Annotated in this window: 26 protein-coding genes; 25 read left to right on the top strand and 1 reads right to left on the bottom strand. The window is 35.2% G+C overall.

Annotation, left to right across the window (positions count from 1 at the left end; all coding sequences use genetic code 11):
* Nucleotides 1–58: 58 nt before the first annotated feature.
* The gene (locus ACP3VS_RS03265) at nt 59–694 is read right to left on the bottom strand and encodes a YigZ family protein (RefSeq protein ID WP_012292889.1); all 636 of its coding nucleotides are present in this window, start codon (nt 692–694) and stop codon (nt 59–61) included.
* 165 nt (nt 695–859) lie between these two features.
* Between ACP3VS_RS03265 and ACP3VS_RS03260 the strand changes: the two genes are divergently transcribed.
* From ACP3VS_RS03260 to flaG, 25 genes are all read left to right on the top strand, one after another.
* The gene (locus ACP3VS_RS03260; RefSeq protein ID WP_012292890.1) at nt 860–2,008 is read left to right on the top strand and encodes a sensor histidine kinase; all 1,149 of its coding nucleotides are present in this window, start codon (nt 860–862) and stop codon (nt 2,006–2,008) included.
* A gap of 30 nt (nt 2,009–2,038) precedes the next feature.
* On the top strand, nt 2,039–2,713 hold the full coding sequence (locus ACP3VS_RS03255) for a response regulator transcription factor (protein WP_008178876.1): 675 nt from the start codon (nt 2,039–2,041) through the stop codon (nt 2,711–2,713).
* 295 nt (nt 2,714–3,008) lie between these two features.
* Nucleotides 3,009–3,560, top strand: a complete 552-nt coding sequence (locus ACP3VS_RS03250; RefSeq protein WP_012292891.1) for a DUF3225 domain-containing protein — start codon at nt 3,009–3,011, stop codon at nt 3,558–3,560.
* A 244-nt stretch (nt 3,561–3,804) separates the two neighbouring features.
* On the top strand, nt 3,805–4,647 hold the full coding sequence (locus ACP3VS_RS03245; protein WP_036214687.1) for a DegV family protein: 843 nt from the start codon (nt 3,805–3,807) through the stop codon (nt 4,645–4,647).
* A gap of 45 nt (nt 4,648–4,692) precedes the next feature.
* Nucleotides 4,693–6,078: a DEAD/DEAH box helicase gene (locus ACP3VS_RS03240; protein WP_426388367.1), complete on the top strand. Its 1,386-nt coding sequence runs from the start codon at nt 4,693–4,695 to the stop codon at nt 6,076–6,078.
* Nucleotides 6,075–6,665, top strand: a complete 591-nt coding sequence (locus ACP3VS_RS03235; RefSeq protein ID WP_036214694.1) for a ComF family protein — start codon at nt 6,075–6,077, stop codon at nt 6,663–6,665. Before ACP3VS_RS03240 ends, ACP3VS_RS03235 begins: the two co-directional genes overlap by 4 nt.
* 79 nt (nt 6,666–6,744) lie before the next feature.
* Complete coding sequence (locus ACP3VS_RS03230; RefSeq protein WP_012292895.1) at nt 6,745–7,158, top strand: TIGR03826 family flagellar region protein; 414 nt, start codon at nt 6,745–6,747, stop codon at nt 7,156–7,158.
* Between the two features lie 120 nt (nt 7,159–7,278).
* On the top strand, nt 7,279–7,539 hold the full coding sequence (gene flgM, locus ACP3VS_RS03225) for a flagellar biosynthesis anti-sigma factor FlgM (RefSeq protein WP_012292896.1): 261 nt from the start codon (nt 7,279–7,281) through the stop codon (nt 7,537–7,539).
* Between the two features lie 27 nt (nt 7,540–7,566).
* The gene (locus ACP3VS_RS03220; RefSeq protein WP_012292897.1) at nt 7,567–8,067 is read left to right on the top strand and encodes a flagellar protein FlgN; all 501 of its coding nucleotides are present in this window, start codon (nt 7,567–7,569) and stop codon (nt 8,065–8,067) included.
* A 16-nt stretch (nt 8,068–8,083) separates the two neighbouring features.
* Nucleotides 8,084–9,676: a flagellar hook-associated protein FlgK gene (flgK, locus tag ACP3VS_RS03215; protein ID WP_012292898.1), complete on the top strand. Its 1,593-nt coding sequence runs from the start codon at nt 8,084–8,086 to the stop codon at nt 9,674–9,676.
* A 72-nt stretch (nt 9,677–9,748) separates the two neighbouring features.
* A complete protein-coding gene (gene flgL / locus ACP3VS_RS03210; protein WP_012292899.1) occupies nt 9,749–10,651 on the top strand; it encodes a flagellar hook-associated protein FlgL in 903 nt (300 codons plus the stop codon).
* A 60-nt stretch (nt 10,652–10,711) separates the two neighbouring features.
* Nucleotides 10,712–11,275 (top strand): DUF6470 family protein, encoded by a 564-nt coding sequence (locus ACP3VS_RS03205; protein WP_012292900.1) that lies wholly within the window; start codon nt 10,712–10,714, stop codon nt 11,273–11,275.
* Nucleotides 11,276–11,289: 14 nt separating this feature from the next.
* Nucleotides 11,290–11,733, top strand: coding sequence for a flagellar assembly protein FliW (gene fliW / locus ACP3VS_RS03200; protein WP_426388366.1), 444 nt, complete (start codon nt 11,290–11,292; stop codon nt 11,731–11,733).
* Entirely contained in the window at nt 11,733–11,951 is a 219-nt protein-coding gene (csrA, locus tag ACP3VS_RS03195; RefSeq protein WP_008178850.1) for a carbon storage regulator CsrA, read from the top strand. The genes fliW and csrA overlap by 1 nt, the downstream gene beginning before the upstream one ends.
* 182 nt (nt 11,952–12,133) lie before the next feature.
* The gene (locus ACP3VS_RS03190; protein WP_107921590.1) at nt 12,134–12,943 is read left to right on the top strand and encodes a flagellin; all 810 of its coding nucleotides are present in this window, start codon (nt 12,134–12,136) and stop codon (nt 12,941–12,943) included.
* Between the two features lie 197 nt (nt 12,944–13,140).
* A complete protein-coding gene (locus ACP3VS_RS03185) occupies nt 13,141–14,826 on the top strand; it encodes a motility associated factor glycosyltransferase family protein (RefSeq protein ID WP_426388365.1) in 1,686 nt (561 codons plus the stop codon).
* Between the two features lie 2 nt (nt 14,827–14,828).
* Entirely contained in the window at nt 14,829–15,152 is a 324-nt protein-coding gene (locus tag ACP3VS_RS03180; RefSeq protein ID WP_426388364.1) for a hypothetical protein, read from the top strand.
* Between the two features lie 248 nt (nt 15,153–15,400).
* Nucleotides 15,401–16,372, top strand: a complete 972-nt coding sequence (gene pseB, locus ACP3VS_RS03175) for a UDP-N-acetylglucosamine 4,6-dehydratase (inverting) (RefSeq protein WP_219361426.1) — start codon at nt 15,401–15,403, stop codon at nt 16,370–16,372.
* Nucleotides 16,373–16,410: 38 nt separating this feature from the next.
* Entirely contained in the window at nt 16,411–17,568 is a 1,158-nt protein-coding gene (pseC, locus tag ACP3VS_RS03170) for a UDP-4-amino-4,6-dideoxy-N-acetyl-beta-L-altrosamine transaminase (RefSeq protein ID WP_426388363.1), read from the top strand.
* On the top strand, nt 17,565–18,290 hold the full coding sequence (locus ACP3VS_RS03165) for a cytidylyltransferase domain-containing protein (RefSeq protein ID WP_426388362.1): 726 nt from the start codon (nt 17,565–17,567) through the stop codon (nt 18,288–18,290). Before pseC ends, ACP3VS_RS03165 begins: the two co-directional genes overlap by 4 nt.
* A gap of 8 nt (nt 18,291–18,298) precedes the next feature.
* Nucleotides 18,299–19,315: a UDP-2,4-diacetamido-2,4,6-trideoxy-beta-L-altropyranose hydrolase gene (pseG, locus tag ACP3VS_RS03160; RefSeq protein ID WP_426388361.1), complete on the top strand. Its 1,017-nt coding sequence runs from the start codon at nt 18,299–18,301 to the stop codon at nt 19,313–19,315.
* 17 nt (nt 19,316–19,332) lie between these two features.
* Nucleotides 19,333–19,908, top strand: coding sequence for a formyltransferase family protein (locus tag ACP3VS_RS03155; protein ID WP_426388360.1), 576 nt, complete (start codon nt 19,333–19,335; stop codon nt 19,906–19,908).
* 1 nt (nt 19,909) lies between these two features.
* A complete protein-coding gene (gene pseI / locus ACP3VS_RS03150; protein ID WP_426388359.1) occupies nt 19,910–20,947 on the top strand; it encodes a pseudaminic acid synthase in 1,038 nt (345 codons plus the stop codon).
* A 97-nt stretch (nt 20,948–21,044) separates the two neighbouring features.
* A complete protein-coding gene (fliB, locus tag ACP3VS_RS03145) occupies nt 21,045–22,265 on the top strand; it encodes a flagellin lysine-N-methylase (RefSeq protein WP_426388358.1) in 1,221 nt (406 codons plus the stop codon).
* Between the two features lie 183 nt (nt 22,266–22,448).
* Complete coding sequence (gene flaG, locus ACP3VS_RS03140; protein ID WP_012292911.1) at nt 22,449–22,841, top strand: flagellar protein FlaG; 393 nt, start codon at nt 22,449–22,451, stop codon at nt 22,839–22,841.

Genomic DNA, 22,841 nt, shown 5'->3' with positions numbered 1-22,841 from the left:
AAAATAGCCTAACAAAAAAATTATACTATGCATATTTAGTTTCGACAATTAAAACTATTTATTTGACAATAAATTCTATAAATTGAGCATCTTCGAATGTAATGGATGCTTGTCCATTTGTGATTTCTGTCATCCAACCTCGAAACTGTTCTTCTTCCTCTTTAGGCACAGAGACGATGATTTCGACACCCTCCAAATAACGTATTTCCTCTAACGTATAAGACGAACCTCTTACTTCATTTTCGACTTTCCCGAGCCATGTGTAGTCAATGGCAACTTTCATGAAATGATGAAGCTTGCGTTCCACTACTTGCGCAGCAATAAGACCTTCTGTTGTTGCTTTTCCATATGCACGTATAAGACCGCCACCGCCGAGTTTAATACCTCCAAAATAGCGTGTCACGACGACGACCGTATCTTTTAGGCCTTGCTTTTTTAAGACCTCTAACATAGGGACGCCAGCCGTACCACTAGGTTCCCCGTCATCATTCGCTTTTTGGATGTGATCATGTTCGCCGATTATATAGGCTGAACAATTATGAGTTGCGTTGTGATGCATTTTTTTTATACGTTCTATAAAAGAAATTGCATCCTCTTCCGTTTCTGCACGTTCTATATAAGTGAGAAAGCGTGATTTAGAAATAACAATTTCGCTTTCACCATATCCTTTTACTGTTAAATAGTTTTCTCTCATCCGTATCAATCTCCTTTTAACTAGAGTTCTATTCTATAATTTTCATAAAGAAAAAGCATTAAATTTTAGCATGGTAATGCTATAATAGGTGTAGACTATGGAATATAAGAATTTGGTCTATTAAAATAGTAAGTAATCATAAGACATTAGACTGGGGAGTATAGTATGTTTTCAAATGATACCTTCGATTTAAAGTCGCTTGATGACATTTTTAATCGAATGTTAGATACAATCATGAGCTCGAAAGATGATATCTTTATTATAAGCGAACAAAGCCGTATAAGCTTTGAAGATATGCAAAAAGAGCTAGAAATTGTTCGAAAACAAATATCAATTGTAATTGATGAAGGCGACGCATTGGAAAAAAGTACGCAGCTTGCTAAACAAAGACTTGTCTTAGTAAGTAAAGCTTTTGATAATTATACCGAAGAACAAGTTAGAGAAGCATATGAAACTGCACATGATTTTCAAGTAAAGCTCTCCGTTATTAGAACGCAAGAAAAACAGCTACGGGATAAAAGAGATGATCTAGAGAGAAGATTAAGAGGATTACTCGATACGATTGAACGTGCTGATCATATTGTCAATCAGGTAAATGTCGTTTTGAATTACTTAACTTCAGATTTAAAAAATGTTGGTTTAGCGCTTGAACAAGCAAAAATGAAGCAAGATTTTGGGATACGTATTATTGCAGCTCAAGAAGAGGAGCGTAAGCGTTTGTCTAGGGAAATTCATGATGGACCTGCTCAAATGCTTGCAAATGTACTAATGCGCACTGATTTAATAGATAGAACGTATCGTGAAAAAGGCATAGAAAATGCATTGGCAGAAATTGCTGATTTAAAGAAAACGGTGCGAAACGCATTATCTGAGGTGCGACGTATTATTTATGATCTACGACCAATGGCACTTGATGATTTGGGAATTATTCCGACATTAAAGAAGTATTTATCAACAGTCACTGAATATAATCCAGGTGTCGACATTCATTTCCAATCGAGAAGTACTGAAAAACGTATACCTTCCAATTATGAAGTATCCATTTTCCGACTTGTGCAAGAGTGCGTAACAAATGCCATGAAGCATGGAAAATGTAAAGACATTTGGGTAAAGCTTGAGTGGTTAAAAGATGCTGTTAATATCGTTGTTAAAGATGATGGTATAGGCTTTGACCAACAAGTAGTGAAAGACCATTCCTTTGGTATTTTAGGAATGAAAGAACGTATTGAAATTTTAAATGGTACAATTACTATTACTAGTGAAATCAACCGAGGTACAACGGTGTTATTTAAAATTCCGTTAGAAGTAAAGTAACTGTTGCAGAAATTTAGGGGGTAAAGACAAATGACAAAGATTATTATTGTAGACGATCACCAGCTATTCCGTGAAGGAGTAAAACGTATTTTAGATTTTGAAGATACGTTTGACGTAGTAGCAGAAGGTGACGATGGTACGGATGTGGTGACGTTATACGCTGAAAACGAACCAGATGTAGTACTGATGGATATTAACATGCCAGGTAAAAACGGAGTAGAAGCAACATCGGAGTTAATTAATGAATTTCCAGATGCGAAGGTAATTATGCTGTCCATCCATGATGATGAAACATATGTGACACATGCATTAAAATCAGGCGCTCTTGGCTATATGTTAAAAGAAATGGATGCAGATGAAATCGTGGAGGCAATTAAAGTCGTTGCAAACGGTGGATCTTACTTACATCCAAAAGTAACGAAAAATTTAGTGGCAGAGTTCAAAAGACTTTCAGAACACGAAAATAAAGGGAACTTCCACCAAACGGAAATTCGCCGTCCATTCCATTTACTAACAAAACGTGAATGTGAAGTATTACAACTATTAACAGATGGTCAATCTAACCGTACAATTGGTGAGACACTGTTTATCTCTGAAAAAACAGTTAAAAACCATGTATCAAGCATCTTACAAAAAATGAATGTGAATGACCGTACACAAGCCGTTGTAACAGCCATTAAAAATGGTTGGGTTGAAGTACGATAATTGTTAAAACTGTTTTTAAAAGCTACTTTTTATGGGAGTAGTTTTTAAAACAGTTTTTTATTGTTTTTTGGTAAATTTTTGTATTGTCATCTGAAGATAATGGACCGCCTTTCACAAATTTGTAACAATGCTTTTTGGTCCTGTTAGTAGACATTAAATATGGAAACTGTCAGATCATGCAACATTTTACTGTCAAATGCGTCATAAGGAAGATGTAGCACCTAAATGTTGAAAAAGCACAACAAAATTCCTACGACAGCATTTATATGCTACAATATGCGCGGGAGGTTTTGTGATGTTAAAGAAAAGTTTTCTAGCAGTTTTAATTTTATTTGTATTCACTTTAACTGCATGTGGTAATAAAGAAGAGAAGATTAGTGACGACGATCGAGAAAAGGTAATAGAGGATGGTACCGTTGGCTTTGAGATGATGGGCGGTAATGTTGAAAAGGCAGAAAACGTACCAGCAGCAGATGAAAAAGCTATTTTAGCTTCTTTCGATGAGTATATTGCAGCCCTAAATGCGGAAGAAATCGACCGCTATATGAAAACGATTTCCAAAAATCCAAAGGGTTTTAAATACGATGAAGAAAAAACATATGCAACAGAAGTGTTCGATCAATTTGATATAAAGCGTGATGTCGAAAATGTAACGATTGCCAAATACGCGCCTGAAGAAGCACAGGTATTTGCCAACATGAAAATGCATTCACTTCAGCTTGAAACAAATGTCGAGCATGAAAGTGCAGGACGACAGGTGACGGTCTTTGTCAAAGAAGATGATGCTTGGAAAGTAACAAGCGTCTTTTATATTGGTGATGACTCACAGTCAAGTACAGGCAATTAAGAGGAGCGATCTTCATTCAACGTAGAATTGAGTGAAGATACGCCTACTATACATAGGAAATGAATGTGAAATGAAAGCTAGCCACTAGCTCGATTCTCGAATGACTAAAACGTAAAATATACGTTCGTCCTTCAACACATTCATTTCTTTTTTGTTTTCATTCAAAAATCTGTGGGAAGCCCAACAACAATTGCACCAAGATGAAATAGATTGTAAACTATGAATCATAGGAGAGTGGACATAGATGAGGACGGCAATCGTAACAGATAGTACTGCATATAATACAGCTGAGGAACGTGCACACTTAAATATTCATATGATACCTTTAAGTGTTAATATTTCAGGTCAATTATTTGCAGAAGAAGTAGATATCACAGCATCTGAATTTTATGATAAGGTGCGTGGTGCCAAAGAATTCCCCAAAACAACACAGCCTCCAATCGGAGAATTTGTCGCTCTTTTCGATGAGCTAGCAAAGGATTACGATGAGGTTATTTCCATCCATCTATCGAGTGGAATTAGTGGAACATACCAAGGTGCCGTGCAGGCAGGTGAAATGGTGGAAGGTATTGATGTTTATGCCTTTGACAGTGAAATATCCTGTGCTGTGCAAGGCTTTTACGTTTTAAGAGCAGCTGAAATGGCGAAAGAGGGCTATTCAGCAAAAGAAATACTTGCAACATTGGCGGACATGCAGCAGTCTATTCGTGCTTACTTCATTGTAGACGACTTAGCACATTTGCAACGTGGTGGGCGTTTGTCTTCTGCGGCAGCTTTGATAGGGGGCCTTTTACAGGTGAAGCCTGTTCTTCATTTTGTGGATAAGGTGATTGTACCTTTCGAAAAGATCCGAACACGTAAAAAAGCTTTAAAGCGTGTAGAGGAATTATTAGCTGAGGATGCTAAAAAATATGATGCCATGGATGCTGTGGTCATACACGGCAATTGCCCTGTAGAAGCACAAGAATGGCTAGAACAATTAGCTGCAACTTACCCAAACGTCAACTTTAAATTAAGCTATTTTGGTCCTGTCATAGGTACCCATTTAGGAGAAGGATCAATGGGATTAGGTTGGACAAAAAAATAAATGTAATTGATGAAAGTCTCTACGCAAAAGTAGAGGCTTTTTTCGATGAAGGGAGACATCATCTTGAGATACAAAGGTTGGCTGTTACCACCAGCTTTACGGGATTTCCATGAAGGACGTATTTGGTTAAAACATCATTCTCCATTTTCAACTACAGATACTGATCGAGCAATTAAGCAAAATTACTTCCATATAATAGATGGAATTGAAATGATGCCTGTTATCAAATGCAATCGTTGCCACAATATAGACCCACATTTATTCACATTATTCGATTGTTCAAAATGTCAGCAGCAATGTTTATATTGTCGGCATTGTATTAGAATGGGTAGGGTGAGTAGCTGTACAGAGTTAATGATTTGGACAGGCCCTAAAGTTATCAAAATGAGAAAGCATACACTGAAATGGGCAGGGCAGTTGACTAAGCTCCAACAGCAGGCAGCAAATGAAATGCGAGAAAGTGTACAGGCAAAACGATCCCATCTTATTCATGCTGTATGTGGAGCAGGCAAAACTGAGTTGCTCTTTCCTGCTGTTCACGAAGCATTAAAGAAAGGGTTACGTGTTTGTATTGCTACACCGCGCACGGATGTAGTATTAGAGCTATATCCACGCTTTCAACAAGTTTTCCCTAAGACAGTTATTCATGCATTATACGGTGGTGTAACGAAGCAAAATGCTTATGCCCAGCTTATTATTGCCACAACTCATCAGCTCTACCGATTTGAGAACGCATTTGATGTCATGATCGTAGATGAGGCAGATGCTTTTCCTTATACTTTTGATCAAGCTCTACAAAGAGCAGTAACAAAGGCCAAAAAGGGAGAGGCACCTATCGTATTTGTTACCGCAACGCCATCACAGAAATTACTCAATGCTTTCCAACATGAAAGCTATTCCTTCATCTCCAAACGCTTTCACAATCATCCATTACCAGTTCCTCAGATTCGTGCTTTATGGGGTTATAATAAAAGCTTTCATCAAGGAAGATTCCCTAAGAAATTAATAAAATGGACAGTAGAACGCCTTGAACGAAAGGAACCATTTTTACTATTTTTCCCTACCATCGCCCTCATGCATAAAGCAGCGCCTCTTTTTCAGCTAGTAAATGAAAATATACTTGCTGTGCACGCAGAAGATCCGGATCGGAAAGAGAAAGTAAAGAGGCTCCGAAATAATGAAGTACCCGGACTTTTAACGACCACCATATTAGAGAGAGGTATCACCATTAGTAATGTACAGGTGGCAGTTATTGGAGCAGAATCCGCGATATTTACCGCAAATGCACTGATACAAATTGCTGGACGAGTTGGACGAAATAGTCAATATCCTAATGGGGACGTCGTATACTTTCACCATGGCATCACGACAGAGATGGATGAGGCATGTGCGAAAATCCTTTTTTATAATAAAAAAGGATTTACCGTATGAATAAAACGGAATCGCATTGCTTGTTATGCTCACAGCTATTAAAAACCTCAATTTCTTGGAAAACGCTATTAACAAAGCAATTTACTCCAACTATATGTACATCATGCTCTGCTCGCTTTGAACAATCACAGTCAGTTACAGCAATCTATCAATATAATGAGGCCATGAAAGTCTATTTACACCAATTCAAATTCCTACAAGATATAGCTCTGGCAAAAGTATTTCGGCAGGAGCTGTATGCTCGTTTCAATAAAGAAAAGGCCATTATTCTACCGATTCCCATGCATCCCATCAAACAACAGGAGCGCACTTTCTCGCATACCGATGAATTATTAAAGGCAGCAAATATACCCTTTATTCAGCTGCTCGAAAAGACAACAACAGAGACACAAGGCTCCAAAAATAGAGAACAACGCTTACGTGCAACTCCGCTATTTCGCTTAAAAGCGCGTGCGAATGTAGAGCATAAAGATTACCTTCTTTTTGACGATATAAAAGCTACGGGAACCACCTTACAGCATGCTGCAGAAGTTTTAATGCAAGCAGGTGCGAAAAATGTCCAATACTTCACATTAATTGAAGGATGAATTTTCCAATGTATTATGTATAATAGATGATGAGTTTAGTATGCGTAGATAAGATATTTTGTTAGAGGAGGAAAAGTAGATGGCAGAGGTTCGAAATTGTCCAAAATGTAATGAGTTTTTTAATTATACAGGGGTACGGGAAGTTTGTCATAAATGTGCACAATCAGAAGAAGAACTGTATCAGATCGTATATCGCTTCCTTCGTAAACGTGAAAATCGTGCTGCAACAGTGGAGCGTATTGTAGAGGCAACGGGTGCTGAGGAAGAGCTACTATATAGATGGGTTCGTAAAGGTCGCTTGCAGCCAGCGATGTTCCCTAACTTAGGCTACCCATGTGATAACTGTGGTCATTTAACGACAACGGGCAAGCTTTGCACTAAATGTCAGGATGAATTAAAGGCTGATTTACGTACTTTTGAAGCCGCTAAGGAATTCCGAGATAGTGTTGAGCAACGCGACCGTGTCACATATCACGCAGATCGAAAACGTTAATAATTGAAGGTGTGTTAATTTTAAACAAAATTAGCACACTTTTTTATATGTGAAAACTTAACATTATGTGAGACAATCCGAAATAATAGTAAGATAAGATTTTAGACGGGGGGTTTCAAGATGAAAATTACATCTTATGGAATTAATGCAGTGAACGCCTATAAAAACCAAGTGCGCAATGTTAAATCCGATACAAACAAAGCATCTTTTGCAGACAAAATCGAAATTTCAAAAGCTGCTCAAGACATGAAAAGCGTTTCAACCTACAATACGGAACGAGCTGACCGTGTTCAACAGCTGAAAAAAGACATTGATTCTGGAGAATACAAAGTAAATGCTCGTAAAGTAGCTGAGGATATGCTGAAATATTATCGTTTCTAGGGTATAGCAGAAAGGGTGTATAGCAATATGTCTGTAGAAGCGATTAATTCTACATTAACGATGCTAGAGAGAATGCATAAAAGCTTACTTGAACTAGCCTGTAAAAAAACAGAAATTATTAAAGCTGGCGATATCGAAGCGCTAGACCAATTGCTCAAGGATGAGCAGGCACACGTAGCGGCCATCGATAAGCTCGAACAACAGCGTCAGAAACAGGTAACGGACTACCTTGAAGCAAAGGGACTTGCTTCAACTGACAAAACAACTGTTGCGGACGTCATCGAGGCTGCTGAAAAACAAACTGACAAAGCAACATTATCAGTAGTTCGCGATCGCTTATTGCAAATTATCAATGACCTACGAAAACAAAATGACTTAAATCAAAAGCTCGTTTTCCAATCACTTCAAATTGTCAACCTAACATTAGATGCCGTAAGACCTCGTACAGAGCAAATGAACTACTCTAGCAACGAGGTTCTCGGCACAAATAACATAGCAAAAAAATCATATTTCGATTCACAAGCCTAATAAGGGAGGAAGAAACATGCGCTCAACATTTATGGGTCTAGAAGCAAGTAAACGCGGCCTCTTCGTACAACAAACAGCTTTATACACAACAGGACATAATATTTCCAACGCCAACACATTAGGTTACTCACGTCAACGAGTAAATATGCAGGCAACACCTGGTTTTCCAACCGCTGGATTAAACCAACCAACCTATCCAGGACATCTTGGTACTGGGGTGGAAGCGGGGTCTATCCAACGTATTCGCAGTGAATTTATTGACCGCCAATATCGTCAGGAGACGAATAAATTAGGGTACTGGGAATCTAGAACAAATGCCATTGCTCAAATGGAAGATGTTATGAATGAACCTTCAGAATTCGGTTTAGATAAAGCTTTCGAACAGTTCTGGAAGGGACTTGAAGATGTGGGGACTAAGCCTGCAGATGGAGCTTCACGTCAAGTAGCTATTAGTCGTGCAGAGCACTTAGCTGAATCCTTTAATTATCTTGATAAACAATTGAAAATGATTCAGGGTAATATTGGAAATGAGCTTAATGTTTCGACAACTCAAATTAATACCATCCTAAAACAGATTGCTGCTGTTAATAAACAAATTCAAGAGGTTGAACCTAGTGGACATGTACCAAATGATTTATATGATGTTCGTGATACTCTAGTTGATAAATTAAATGAGTATATCCCCGTATCAATTGAACGTATTCCTTCTGGTGGTTTAGCATCAGAGGTTGCAGAGGGCAGCTTAAAAATTACATTTAAAGGTGCAGACGGTGTTGTCAGAGATTTAGTAAACGGTAAAGATTTTGCTCAATTTACAGCAATGGGTACGAATGGCACGAAGGTGACAGGCGACGATATTACAAACTCTTTCTCTGAATTACAATTAACAGGATTGGAATCTCTAGATGCGCACGAAGCAGGTGTTGTCACTAGTACACAAACGGCCATTAAACAGCAAGACTTTGAAGCATCAAAAGGGAAATTACTTTCACTCATTAATTCGTTTGGGTATCAAAGTGCAGGCGGCGATATTAAAGGATACTACTCGGAAACTTTACAAAAATTAGATCAGCTGGCTAATGCATTTATTAAAGAATTCAATGCGCAGCATGCAAAAGGTTATACCCTTGAAGAAAAAGATGCGAATGGAAACATCATCAATGCTTCGAAACCAGGTGGCGTTTTCTTTGAAGGAACAGGTGCAGGTGGAATTAAGGTTAATGAGGATATCTTAAAAAATCCTAATCTTTTAGCAGCATCGGCTAACCCGACAGAAGAAGGAAATGGTAAAAATGCTTATGAACTTGCCAATATGCAGCATAAATTATATGCAGATATAGATAACGCAAGCTTACAGTCATTCTATCAAGCGATTGTCGGTAAAGTTGGTGTAGATGGTGAAGAAGCATTACGTTTAGCGGCATCTTCTGAATCCCAGCTTCTTATGGTTTCCAAAAGCCGTGATTCTGTAAGTGCTGTTTCGCTAGATGAAGAAATGACAAATATGATTACTTTCCAACAGGCGTACAATGCAAATGCACGTATGATTACGGTTGTCGATGAAACATTGGATAAAATTATTAACGGCATGGGCCGAGTTGGATTATAACGATAGAAAGAAATCAAGAGTAATTAATGGAGACAACTTTCTCCAACTGACAAGAAGGAGGTTTTTTACAAGATGCGTGTAACACAATCTATGCTATCAAGTAACATGCTACGCAATTTAAATATCAGCTATGGTAAAATGTCTAAGCTTCAAGATCAAATCAATTCGGGTTCAAAAATCACTCGTCCATCTGATGATCCTGTTATTGCAGTAAAGGGTATGGGCTATCGTCGTGATTTGGCTAAAGTAGAGCAATACACTCGAAACACGATTACGGCAAGTAGCTGGTTAGATTCGACAGATGAATCTCTTAACCAGGTTGGCGAGCAAATGAAGCGAGTTCGCGAATTAGTTATTCAAGCAGCCACTGATTCAAATACATCAGAGGATCGCGACAAAATAAAAAAAGAAATTGACCAAATTCGCCAACAATTACAGGATGTAGGGAATACGAATATAGGTGGTAGTTACATATTTAGCGGAACTAGAACTAACGAGCCTTTGTTTATAGGAGGTGCCATAAACCCAAATACTAATCAAGAGAGTGTAAAAGTAGAAATATATGATGGTATCCAGCTTTCTGTGAATACCCCAGGGAAAGATCTATTTAATAATATAGATGATATGATGGGGAAAATTTCGGATTTATTAGGCGATCCAACCAAAACAGGTGAAGAAATTGCTAGCATGCTAGGTGGAGTATCCTCATCAACTACAAATGATGATATTACAGCCATGCATAATAAAGTTTTAGAAGCACAGGCAGACATTGGGGCACGACAAAATCGTGTAGAAATGATGGAAAATCGTTTGGGTGTACGTGAGGTTAACGTAACAAAGCAATTGAGAGATAATGAGTCTGTTGACTATGCAAAGGCCATTACTGAAATGGTAACACATGAATCTATTCATCAGGCTGCACTTTCAGTAGGTTCTAAAATAATTCAGCAAACATTAGTGGATTTTATCCGTTAATATCATTTAGGCGTTTGGACACCTTGTTCAAACGCTTTTCTTGAAAGGAGAGCTAGTATTGTGAGGCTACCACAAATACAAATTCGTACAATCGATGCCAAAATTGATCTTCATATTGGTAAACCTCAGCAGTATATTGAACAACCAAAAGCGACACAGCATATTGAACAGCCAGCCGCTATTTTAGATATAAATACAACGAGAAGTGTTTTAAAGATTGACTCCTCACAGGCAAGAAGAGACATAGGAATGATCGGTCCCTTAGAATCAAGTGCAAATTATGCTGAAAAAGGGAAACAAGAGGCGCTAAAAGGAATGGCACGAAGAGCAAGAGAAGGACGACAAATTATGGAGAATTCAGGGAAAGATCAAGGGCGTGCAGTAATTCAAAATATCGCTCAGCAAAACCACGGTCCACATCGTGTTCAATTTAATGTCAAATTTGTACCATCCGTAGGATCCGTTAAAATTAATTTCACTCCAGGTACAACGGATATCAATATTCAACGAAGAGAACCAGTAATTGACGCCAAAGTGAACAAACCTATACATGAATACACACCAGGAAAAGTAACTGGTACAATGATACAAAGACCAGATGTTGACATAGATGTCATCATTTAAAGGAGAGTTTATAAATGAAAATTGCTACTAAATTTTTAGGAGAAGTTGAAATTATTGAACAGGATATCCTAACATTTGAACATGGCTTACTAGGATTAGAGGAGGAGAGGAAATTTATATTGCTACCAATTGATGCAGACCTACCGTTAGCAATATTACAATCAGTTGAGCGGTCTGAAATTGGTTTTGTCGTTGCATACCCTTTTGCTTTCAAAAAAGATTATAGCTTTGATATAAGTGAAGAGGATCTTGAGCAGCTACACCTAGAGAAGGAAGAGGATGTGTTAACATACTCTATAGTAACAATGAAGGATACATTCCAAGATTCAACTATTAATTTACTTGCACCTTTAATCATTAATATGAAAAAAAAATGCGGTAAACAAATTGTCCTTCAGGATAGTAAATCCTATCCATTACGTTACCCAATGCAGTCATTGGAAGGAAGTGCAAAATAATGCTAGTCCTTTCGCGAAAAAAAGATGAGTCAATCATGATTGGTGATCAAATTGAAATAAAGATTTTAGCTGTAGAAGGCGAGCAAATTAAGCTAGGTATTGTTGCCCCAAAAACGGTAAAAGTACATCGTTCGGAAGTTTTTGAAGCAATACAAGCTCAAAATAAAGAAGCTCTTTCTTCAACAACAAACTTTTTAGAGCAATTGAAGAAAAAATAAGAGATATAGGTTGTTTAAAACTATTACATAAAAAATAAAAAAAATTTCTAAAAAACTATTAAACATTTCCAACTAATTACGATATATAGTTTGTAAGGGGCAGGAAGTATATACATACTACCTATTCCTAAATTCCACACGGATGTGGAATAACAAAACAAACATTCAAGGAGGAATTCCAAATGAGAATTCAACACAACATTTCAGCTTTAAACACACACCGTAACCTTACTTTCAACAACACTCAAGCTTCTAAAAACCTTGAGAAATTATCTTCTGGTTACAAAGTAAACCGTGCAGGCGATGACGCTGCTGGTTTGGCAATCTCTGAAAAAATGCGCGGACAAATCCGTGGTCTTGATATGGCTACTAAAAACGCTCAAGACTCAATCTCTTTAATCCAAACTGCTGAGGGTGCACTTAACGAAACACACGCAATCCTACAACGTATGCGTGAATTAGCAGTTCAATCTGCGAACGATACAAACGTAACAGCAGACCGTGGAGCACTTAACAAGGAAGTTACAGCATTAAAATCAGAAATCGATCGTATCGCTAAAAACACAGAGTTCAATACTCAAAAATTATTAGATGGTACATTCTCTGGTAAAAAATTCCATATCGGTGCTAATGATGGCCAATCTATTACATTAAAAATCACTACAATGTCAACATCTGGTTTAAAAATCACTGGTAAAATTGATTCTCAAACTGCTGCTGACAAAGCAATTAAAAACTTCAATGACGCTTTAGAATTAGTATCTTCTCAACGTTCTGATTTAGGTGCTGTTCAAAACCGTCTAGAGCACACTATCAACAACTTAGGTGCTACATCTGAAAACTTAACAGCTGCTGAATCACGTATCCGTGATACAGACATGGCTAAAGAAATGATGGGCTTCACTAAGAACAACATCTTAATGCAAGCTGCTCAGTCTATGTTAGCTCAAGCTAACCAACAACCACAAGGTGTACTTCAATTATTACAATAATTGATTAACTTTTAGCATTAAATATTAAAAGCTTGAACGAAATTTCGTTCAAGCTTTTTTTAATAAAAAATTTAAAAATCTTTTTTTATACCGATATAATCAAAGAAGTAAGACACTTTTCTGTAAAACGAATATGATTTAATAACCCTTTTTTAAAAAAGAGAGCCACACCAAGGGTTAACCAAGGAGACGACTTTATGGAAGATTTAGATATAATTTATTTACAAACAAAGAATGGGAAGCCAAACGCAAAAATAAATGGGTATTTTTTACATAGTAATTACAATCCAGAAGCAGAAGCGGATAAATACATAGATAAAAACTATAAAGAAGGATATTTAAATATACTGTTTGGGTATGGACTAGGGTACATAGCTAATGCTATTGCAAAAAAGTATGGAAACACTGATATTTTAGTGTATGACCCTTTATTTAGTAGTTTAAATATTGAGGGTAAAGATAAAATAGAAGGCGTATTTTCTGATTTACAAGACTTTTATACACGTTCAGAAGACTATATAGCTGATTTTGATCGTAAAGTCAATATACTGCTCTCACCTAATTATGACAAAATTTTTGACAAGGAATATAAAGAATTTCTAGACTTTATTCGTCATATTCAAATAGAAGATATTGTGAATGAAAATACAATAAGATTTTTTGGTGATTTATGGCAGGAAAATTACATTATGAATTTATATTATGTTCATAAAGATCAAAGTTTAAAAGAACTTTTCAATAAATATGATTGCCCAGTAATTTTAGCTTCGGGAGGTCCTTCATTAACAAAACAGTTACCATTGTTAAAAAAAATAAGAAATAAATGTTTAATAATTAGTGCAGGATCTACAATAAACTCTTTATTGGCAGCGAAAATTACTCCTGACTATGTAGTAACAATGGATGGAGGAGAAAGTAATTATTTTCACTTTAAAAACATTAAAAATAATGATTTCGATTTGATTTATGGTTTAGGGAATGCCTGGAAAATAGAACGAGATTTTAAAGGAAGCCGTTATAGTTTTTGTTTCTATGGGGAAGATAGTATACAAAAACGTATTAAAGAAGGGCTAGGTAAGGAGTTACCAATGCTATCAACTGGTGGTACAGTTGCTATAACTGCATTAGAAATAGCAAGTAAAATTAGTACAGGACCAATCGCAATTATTGGACAAGATTTAGCCTATACGAACAATAAATCCCATGCAGAAAATAATAATCATTATAGTGAGTTAACTGATGAATTTTTCAAGAAAGACATGGCTTTTGAAGTAGAAGGATACTACGGGGAACCTGTAAAAACGAATCACCAATTTAATAGTATGAGAAAAAGTATAGAGAGATTAAATATAATGTTGCACAATCAGCATACAATATATAATTGTACAGAAGGCGGTGTAAAGATTAATGGTATGCCACAATTAGATTTTGAAGCATTTTGTGAGACTTATATTGATGATACAAAAAACGTAACGAAGGTAAAAGTTCAAAAAGAAATAAATAATCAAGATGCAATTTATAATGAATTTATGAGTAAGGAAATAGAGGTCTATTTAAAAATAAAAAAATTACTAGTAGAAGCGATTTATCTACTGAAAGAAGAAAGAAATAGTACTGTATTTTCGGCTAGTACATTAAAAAAACTAGATAAAATTGATTCTAAATTGAAAGAATATTACCCACAAGTAATTATGGAAAGAATAATTGACCCAATTACTATGGATGTGATGAGAATGACTATAGATAATAAACAATTAGAGACAAAAGAAAAATTTAAACAGATTCATAGACAAAATATGTACCTTTATGAAAATATTTTAGAGGCAACAGAAAAATCTTTAAAATATACAAGAATAGGATTAGAAGAATTTGGAGGTTGTTAAAAATGGATAAAGTAGAGATTGTGGATGAATATTACAAATATATAGCTAAAATTCCAGCAGGGTTACAATATATTGCTGATAGTTTAAGATCTGACAATGTTCAAATAGCTTTAAATGAAATATTGAATTTTTCAGAGGGAATAACGTGGATAAATCAAATGGAAGATGTATTAATGAATCAAGGTGTTAATACAAATTTAAACAAACATCAATTAGAAGAGTATTTAAATCTAATCAATGAAGGTCTAGAAAAGCAAGATTTTGTTCTGGTAGCTGATATTTTTGAATATGAAGTGCTTCCATATTTTGAAGAAATTGTAGCCTGATTCAAAACATTAATGGTTAATAATTAGACTAAAAACACTATCTGAATTTGTATTTAAATTTAAATAGTGTTTTTTCGTATATCCTTGAAATTGAGAAAATGGTAGAGAATAAGATTACAGATTTAAGCAAAATTTAGGAGAATAGAAATTGATATTGCATTAAATGTTATATTTATTTTTCTAAAGTAGAAATACTTAAAAAATATCCGATATATTATTTATATGATACATAGATAAGGAGAAATACAATGAGTATTTTAAAAGATAAAGTAGTATTAGTAACGGGTGGTACAGGCTCTTTTGGTAAAAAATTTATCGGAAAAGCACTTACACTTGGTGTGAAAAAAATTATTGTTTTCAGTCGCGATGAACTAAAACAATATGAAATGAAGCAAGAATTTCAGGATGAACGCATCCGATTTTTTATTGGTGATGTGAAGGATAAAGACCGTTTATATCGTGCTTTTGATGGTGTTGATATTGTCATCCATGCGGCAGCTATGAAGCATGTCGATGCGTGTGAATATAATCCTTTTGAAGCTGTAAAGACAAACATTCATGGTGCTCAAAATATTATCGAGGCAGCCATTGACCGTGGAGTTGAAAAGGTGATTGCACTTTCGACGGACAAAGCATGTAGCCCTGTGAATTTATATGGAGCGACAAAACTAGCATCTGATAAACTTTTCGTCGCAGCCAATGCTTATGTAGGAGAAAAGAAAACACGGTTTGCAGTTGTACGCTATGGTAATGTAGTAGGAAGTCGGGGTAGCGTAGTACCATTTTTTAAAAAGATTAGGGATACAGGGAAGTTACCTATTACAGATGAGCGTATGACACGTTTTTGGATTACCCTTGATAAGGGAGTGCAATTTGTAATAGATAATCTAGAACGTATGTATGGTGGGGAAATTTTTGTGCCCAAGATTCCGAGTATGAAGGTGACAGATTTAGCAAAAGCAATTGGTCCTGAATGTGAAATAGAAGTAATTGGAATTCGTCCTGGTGAGAAATTACATGAAGCAATGATTATGGAAGATGATGCACGTCATACAGTAGAGTTCAATGATTACTATGTCATTCAACCAGAACTAGTTTCATTAGCTCAAGAGCAAACAAATGGTGGCAAAGCTTTAGCGGATGGATTTGCTTATACAAGTGATAATAATACTGAATGGTTAACTATAGAACAATTAAAAGATTTAGTAGAAGAAATGTAGTCACAGACTGCATTTTTTCTTTCGGGGAGTGAAAAGGAATGCGTGATACATATTTACCGTATGGACAGCAATGGTTAGATGAAGAGGATATAAAAGCTGTTGTGAACGTATTAAAAGGTAGTTTTTTAACAACAGGCCCAACAATTGCAGAATTCGAAGAATGCATGGCAGAATATGTTGGCTCTAAATATGCGGTAGCATTTTCAAATGGGACGGCAGCGCTACATGGAGCATGCTTTGTTGCGGGTATTGGTGAAGGTGATGAAGTTATAACTACACCAATCACTTTTGCAGCAAGTGCAAATTGTGTACGCTATGTAGGTGGCACAGTTGTATTTGCAGATATTAAAGAAGATACGTATAACATTGATCCTTTGGAAATTGAAAAGAAAATTACACCTAATACAAAAGCAATTATTCCTGTTCATTTTACAGGTCAGCCTGTTCAGTTAGCAGAAATACATGCTATTGCAAAAAAACATAACTTAATTGTCATTGAGGATGCGGCACACGCACTAGGAGCTGAGTATAAAGGAGAAAAAATTGGTGCCTTTAGTGATATGACAATGTTTAGCTTTCATCCTGTAAAGCATGTTACCACAGGTGAGGGTGGCATTATAACAACAAATAATGAAGATTTGTATAAAAAACTCTTACAATTTCGTTCTCATGGAATAACAAGAGAGGCAAGTAATCTTGCGAAAAATGATGGTCCTTGGTATTATGATATGCAATTTTTAGGATTCAATTATCGAATGACAGATATTCAAGCTGCTCTAGGCATTAGTCAAATCAGGAAGTTAGATAAATTTGTAGCACGTCGCCGTGAAATTGCCCAACTATATAATGAAGCGTTTAAGAATAATGAATGTTTATTTATACCAACTCAACAATTAGATGGAGTTTCAAGTTGGCACCTTTATATCATTAAATTAAATCTGGAAAACATCAGCGCAACTCGGAAAGAAATATTTGAGGCATTATTAGCTCAAAATATTGGTGTGAATGTCCACTACATACCAGTACACACTTTGTCATATTATCAGGAGTTGGGGTACGCCAAGGGGTCTATGCCTAAAGCAGAAGAACTATATGAAGCAATTATTACCTTACCATTATTCCCAAAAATGTCGAATGAGGATGCAAAGGATGTAATTAATTCGGTGATTATGGAATTAGAAAAGGTGAAAAAATGAGAATTGTAGCAATAATTCAGGCAAGAATGGGTTCAACTCGTCTACCTGGGAAAATCTTGAAAAAAGTGAATGGTAGACCTTTATTATCATATCAATTAGAGCGTTTACAGCAAAGTAATCATATCAATGATTTAGTAATAGCAACTACCTTGAATGAAAAAGATGATTTAATAGTAGAGTTTTGCAAGAAAAATAATATTTTGTGGTTTAGAGGGTCAGAAAAAGATGTATTGGCTAGATATTATGAGACAGCTAAAACATTTAAAGCAGATGCAATTGTCCGAATTACTTCAGATTGCCCGATAATTGATGTGCAAGTGGTTGATAAAACAATACAATACTTTGTAGATAATAATTATGAATATGTATCAAATACGGTTGATAGAACTTATCCAAGGGGTTTAGATACAGAAGCATTTACGTTTGAAGCTTTAGAAAAAGCTTATAAGGAAGCTGTAATGGAAAGGGATCGTGAACATGTAACGTCTTATTTTTATACGAATCCTGATGTTTTTAAAATAAGTAGTGTCCGAAATGAAACGGATTATAGTAAATATAGATGGACAGTGGATACAGAGGAAGATTTTCAGCTAATTAAAAATATAATAGAAAAGCTGTATAATTGTAATCCCAATTTTACCTTCCATGATACAGTGAAACTTATGGAAGCGAATCCAGATTGGTTTTATATTAACACTCACATTGAACAAAAGAAGTTATAGGTGAAGGTATGGATACAATAATAAGAGTGGATGCCTCAGTTGAAATTGGTACTGGACATGTGATGCGTTGTTTAACATTGGCGCACAAGCTAAAAAAAGATGGTCAACAGGTAGCCTTTATTTGTAGAGGTGCAATGGGTGAATGTGTAACATTAATAGAACAACAAGGGTTTGTTGTTTATAATTTACCGCCTTGTGATGGTTCTCTATGGAACTTTGTAGCTGAATACTGGGAAAAAGATGCTTATGAGACAATTGAGATTTTAAAACAATATGCGGTGAAAAAGCTGATTATCGATCATTACTCAATTGATATTAAATGGGAACAATTAGTCCGACCTTTTGTTAAGAGTATAATGGTTATTGATGACTTGGCAAATCGTAACCATGACTGTGATATATTACTGGATCAAAATTTCTATTTAGATATGGACACAAGGTACAAAGGGTTAGTTCCTTCTTCTACTAAAATGCTACTAGGGCCAAGCCATGCTTTGTTAAGAGATGAGTTTATAGAAGCGAGAAATCATATAAAACCCTTTAATGGAAGAGTTGAGCGCTTATTCATTTTCTTTGGTGGTAGTGATCCAACGAATGAAACAGAGAAAGTTCTTTTGGCAATTAAGTCTATTATAGACCAATATAAATTAGTTGTAGATGTAGTTGTAGGAAACTCAAATCCAAATAAATTGAAAATTAAACAACTATGTGACGAAATTGAAAATACTCATTATCATTGCCAAGTGAATAATATTGCGGAATTAATGGCACAAGCCGATTTAGCAATTGGCGGGGGTGGGTCGACGACTTGGGAAAGAATATTCTTAAAACTACCTACACTTGTAATTGCAGTTGCAGAAAATCAAGTTGAAATTGCAAAAGCTACTCATATTAAAGGAGCTTGTATTTATTTGGGGCTGAGCAAGAAAATCTTGATAAATGATATTCAGAATAGTGTTGATAAAACGCTCAAATCAAACATGACAATTTATAATATGATATCCAATATGCGTTTTTTCATTTAATGGAGGTGTAATAACTAATGAAGATATTATTTTTAGGACCTTATCGTGAGGATTTTTGTAATAAGTTACAAGTGAATAATGATGATGAAGTTTATAGAACTGAGGAAAAAATATCACTAGAATATGTAAAATTAAATAAATTTGATGTAATAATAAGTTATGGATATAGACATATTATTTGTAAAGATATTATTAATTATTTACATAATAGAATAATTAATTTGCACATATCCTATTTGCCATGGAATAGAGGAGCGGATCCGAATTTTTGGAGCTTTATAGAAGATACAATAAAAGGTGTAACAATTCATTTAGTTGATGAGGGTATCGATACAGGAAATATAATTATTCAAAAAGAAGTTACTTTTAGAGGAGATATTACTTTACGTGAAAGTTATAAAATCTTAATAGATGAAATTGAAAAACTCTTTTTTGAATATTGGACAACTATAAGATCTGGCGATTTTACAACAATGTCACAAAGTATTAAAGAAGGAAGTATCCATTATAAAAAAGATAGAGATAAATATAATGGATTATTAATAAATGGTTGGGATACACCTGTATCTAAGTTAAAAGAAATGAGGAATTAATATGGATATTTCATTATTAAACAATTCAACAAAACCATTTATAATTGCTGAAATGTCAGGGAATCATAATCAATCACTGGATCGAGCATTAGAGATTGTAGAAGCAGCTGCAGCTTCTGGGGCACAAGCTTTAAAAATACAAACATATACAGCAGATACATTAACTCTTAATGTAGACTCACCTGATTTTTTGATTAGTGATTCGGAGAGTTTATGGAAAGATAAGAAGCTATATGACCTTTATAATGAGGCATATACTCCTTGGGAGTGGCATAAACCAATTTTCGATCGTGCAAAGGAATTGGGGATGATTGCCTTTAGCACGCCATTTGATGAAACAGCTGTTGATTTTTTAGAGGAATTAGAAGTGCCTCTCTATAAAATTGCTTCCTTTGAGAATACTGATTTACCACTTATCAAAAAAGTTGCTGCAACTGGTAAACCAATGATTATATCCACTGGTATGGCGACATTGGCGGAATTAGATGAATTAGTACGGACAGCAAAAGAAGCTGGCTGCAAAGACTTAGTATTACTAAAATGTACAAGTACATACCCTGCAACACCTGAAAACACAAATATATTAACAATCCCACATATGAAACATTTATTTGAAGATGTCCAAATTGGATTATCTGACCATACACTTGGAATAGGTGTGGCTGTAGCAAGTGTTGCACTAGGGGCAACAGTCATAGAAAAACATTTTACATTGGACCGAGCCGATGGTGGTGTTGATGCAGCATTTTCAATGGAACCAGCTGAAATGAAGGCACTTGTAGATGAGACTGAACGAGCTTGGATAGCTATGGGAAAAGTTACTTATGGTCCAACAGAAAAAGAAAAAGCTTCTTTAAAATTCCGTCGTTCAATTTATGTATCCAAAGATATAAAAGCTGGAGAGCAATTTACAAAAGAAAATATAAAAATTGTACGTCCGGGATATGGTTTAGAACCCAAGTATTTCAATCACATACTTAAAAAAAAAGCAAGAAAAGATTATATTGTGGGTTCACCATTAAAATTTGAGGATTTATAAAAAAGCTCAAACTCCTTCTAATTATAATACAAAAATAAATATGAACATTTATGTAATAGATAATTATATGAGTGTAGTATATAGGATGTGGAAAAATGTGAGACCTATATTAATACCTGAATATTTAAATGAATTTAATTGTATAGGTAGTGCTTGTGAAGATACCTGTTGTGCTGGATGGAATATTGCAGTTGAAAAGAAAACATACCAAACATACCGTAAAGTGAGTCAGCCAGAGATGGCAGAAAAATTACTGAAATATGTAAAAAGAAATCGTAAAGAACATGATGATGCTAATTATGCAAAGTTTATCTTAGACGAAAATAAAAAGTGCCATATGATGTTAGATGATGGGTTATGTAGTATTCATAAAGAATTAGGAGAAGAATTTTTATGTAATACATGTGCCATTTATCCAAGGCATCTTACACGAGTTGGTAATGTAACAGAAAAAAGTTTAACATTGTCTTGCCCAGAAGCCGCAAGAGTTATTCTATTGCGTAAAGAAGGGATTGGTTTTATTGAGGCAGAAGAGCCCAAAAATACGCGAGGCCTAATGAATAAAGAGCTGATATTAGAAAAATATCCCTATTTTTGGGATTTGCGAGTTTTTTCAATCCAACTTCTTCAAAGTAGACAACAGCCAATAGAAATACGTTTAATTGTTTTAGGATTATTTATACAAAAAATTGAACAATTGAAGCCGAGTGAGTTGGGTCAACAGTTGCCACTCATAATGCAGGATTATTTAAATCGTTTAAATAATAAAGAATTTATTGATTCATTAAAGGAAATTAAGGGGAATCTAAATTTTCAGCTTAATTTAGCACGAGCTCTACTTCGTTTGCGAATTACAAGTGGTATAGCTTCAGAAAAATATATAACTGTACTCCAACAGTTAATAGAAGGCTTAGCATTGGAAGAGAATGATGAAAAAGAAGTACAGGATATAGAAAACACAATTACGAAATATCGAGACTCCTATACCCATATATATGAACCATTTATTAGTAATCATGAATATATGTTTGAAAATTATATTGTGAATTATGTATTTAAAAACTTATTCCCATATGATTATCAAACATTATTTGAAAGTTATATGATGCTTGTTGTCAATTTTACGCTAATTAAGTTGCATTTAATTGGCATGGCCGCTAAACAACAACGATTAACACAAGAAATGTTTATTGAATGTGTCCAACAGCTTGCGAAGGTAATTGAACATACCCCTTCATATTTGCAAGATGTAAAGGAAGGTATGGTGGAATTAGGCTATACGACTATGGGACATATGTTTGTCATGATTAGTAAGTAGAGCTACCAAAATTGAATATAAAAAAGATTTAAGGAAGCCCCTTTTTCAGGTAAATACCATCTGAATAAGGGGTTTTTGTGAGAAAGGCATTATCAAAACTAGTTTACTGTAAAAAGGTGAAACATTCCTAAAAACTTCCGATATTAAATATAAGAATAAGAAAAGTTTAGGAGGTTACATATTATGCGTATTGCAGCTCAAGGACAATCTACAGATGTAGGAACTGCAGCGTCGTCTACTGTTGCGAAGAAAACAGTAAAAGAGGAAACTACGATGACGACTACTAGTAAAGCTCAATTAGTAACGCAATCACAAGTAGAAAATCTACCTACTGCTGACGTACAAGAAATATCTAAAGAGAAGCTGCAACATGCAGTAGACACTGTGAATGAATTTTTGCAAATCAATCATAATGCTTCTAAATTTGTGTTACATGACGGTTTAGATCGATATTTTGTACAAGTTGTTGATACCCAAACAGAAGAAGTCGTAAAAGAGATCCCTCCCAAAAAACTTTTAGATGCATATTATGAGATGCAAAAGTTATTAGGGATGATCGTGGACGAAAAAATATAA

This window comes from Lysinibacillus sp. VIII_CA, from assembly GCF_049943995.1.
GTDB classification, from domain to species: Bacteria; Bacillota; Bacilli; order Bacillales_A; family Planococcaceae; genus Lysinibacillus; species Lysinibacillus pinottii.
This window is presented reverse-complemented; position numbering and strand designations above follow the sequence as displayed.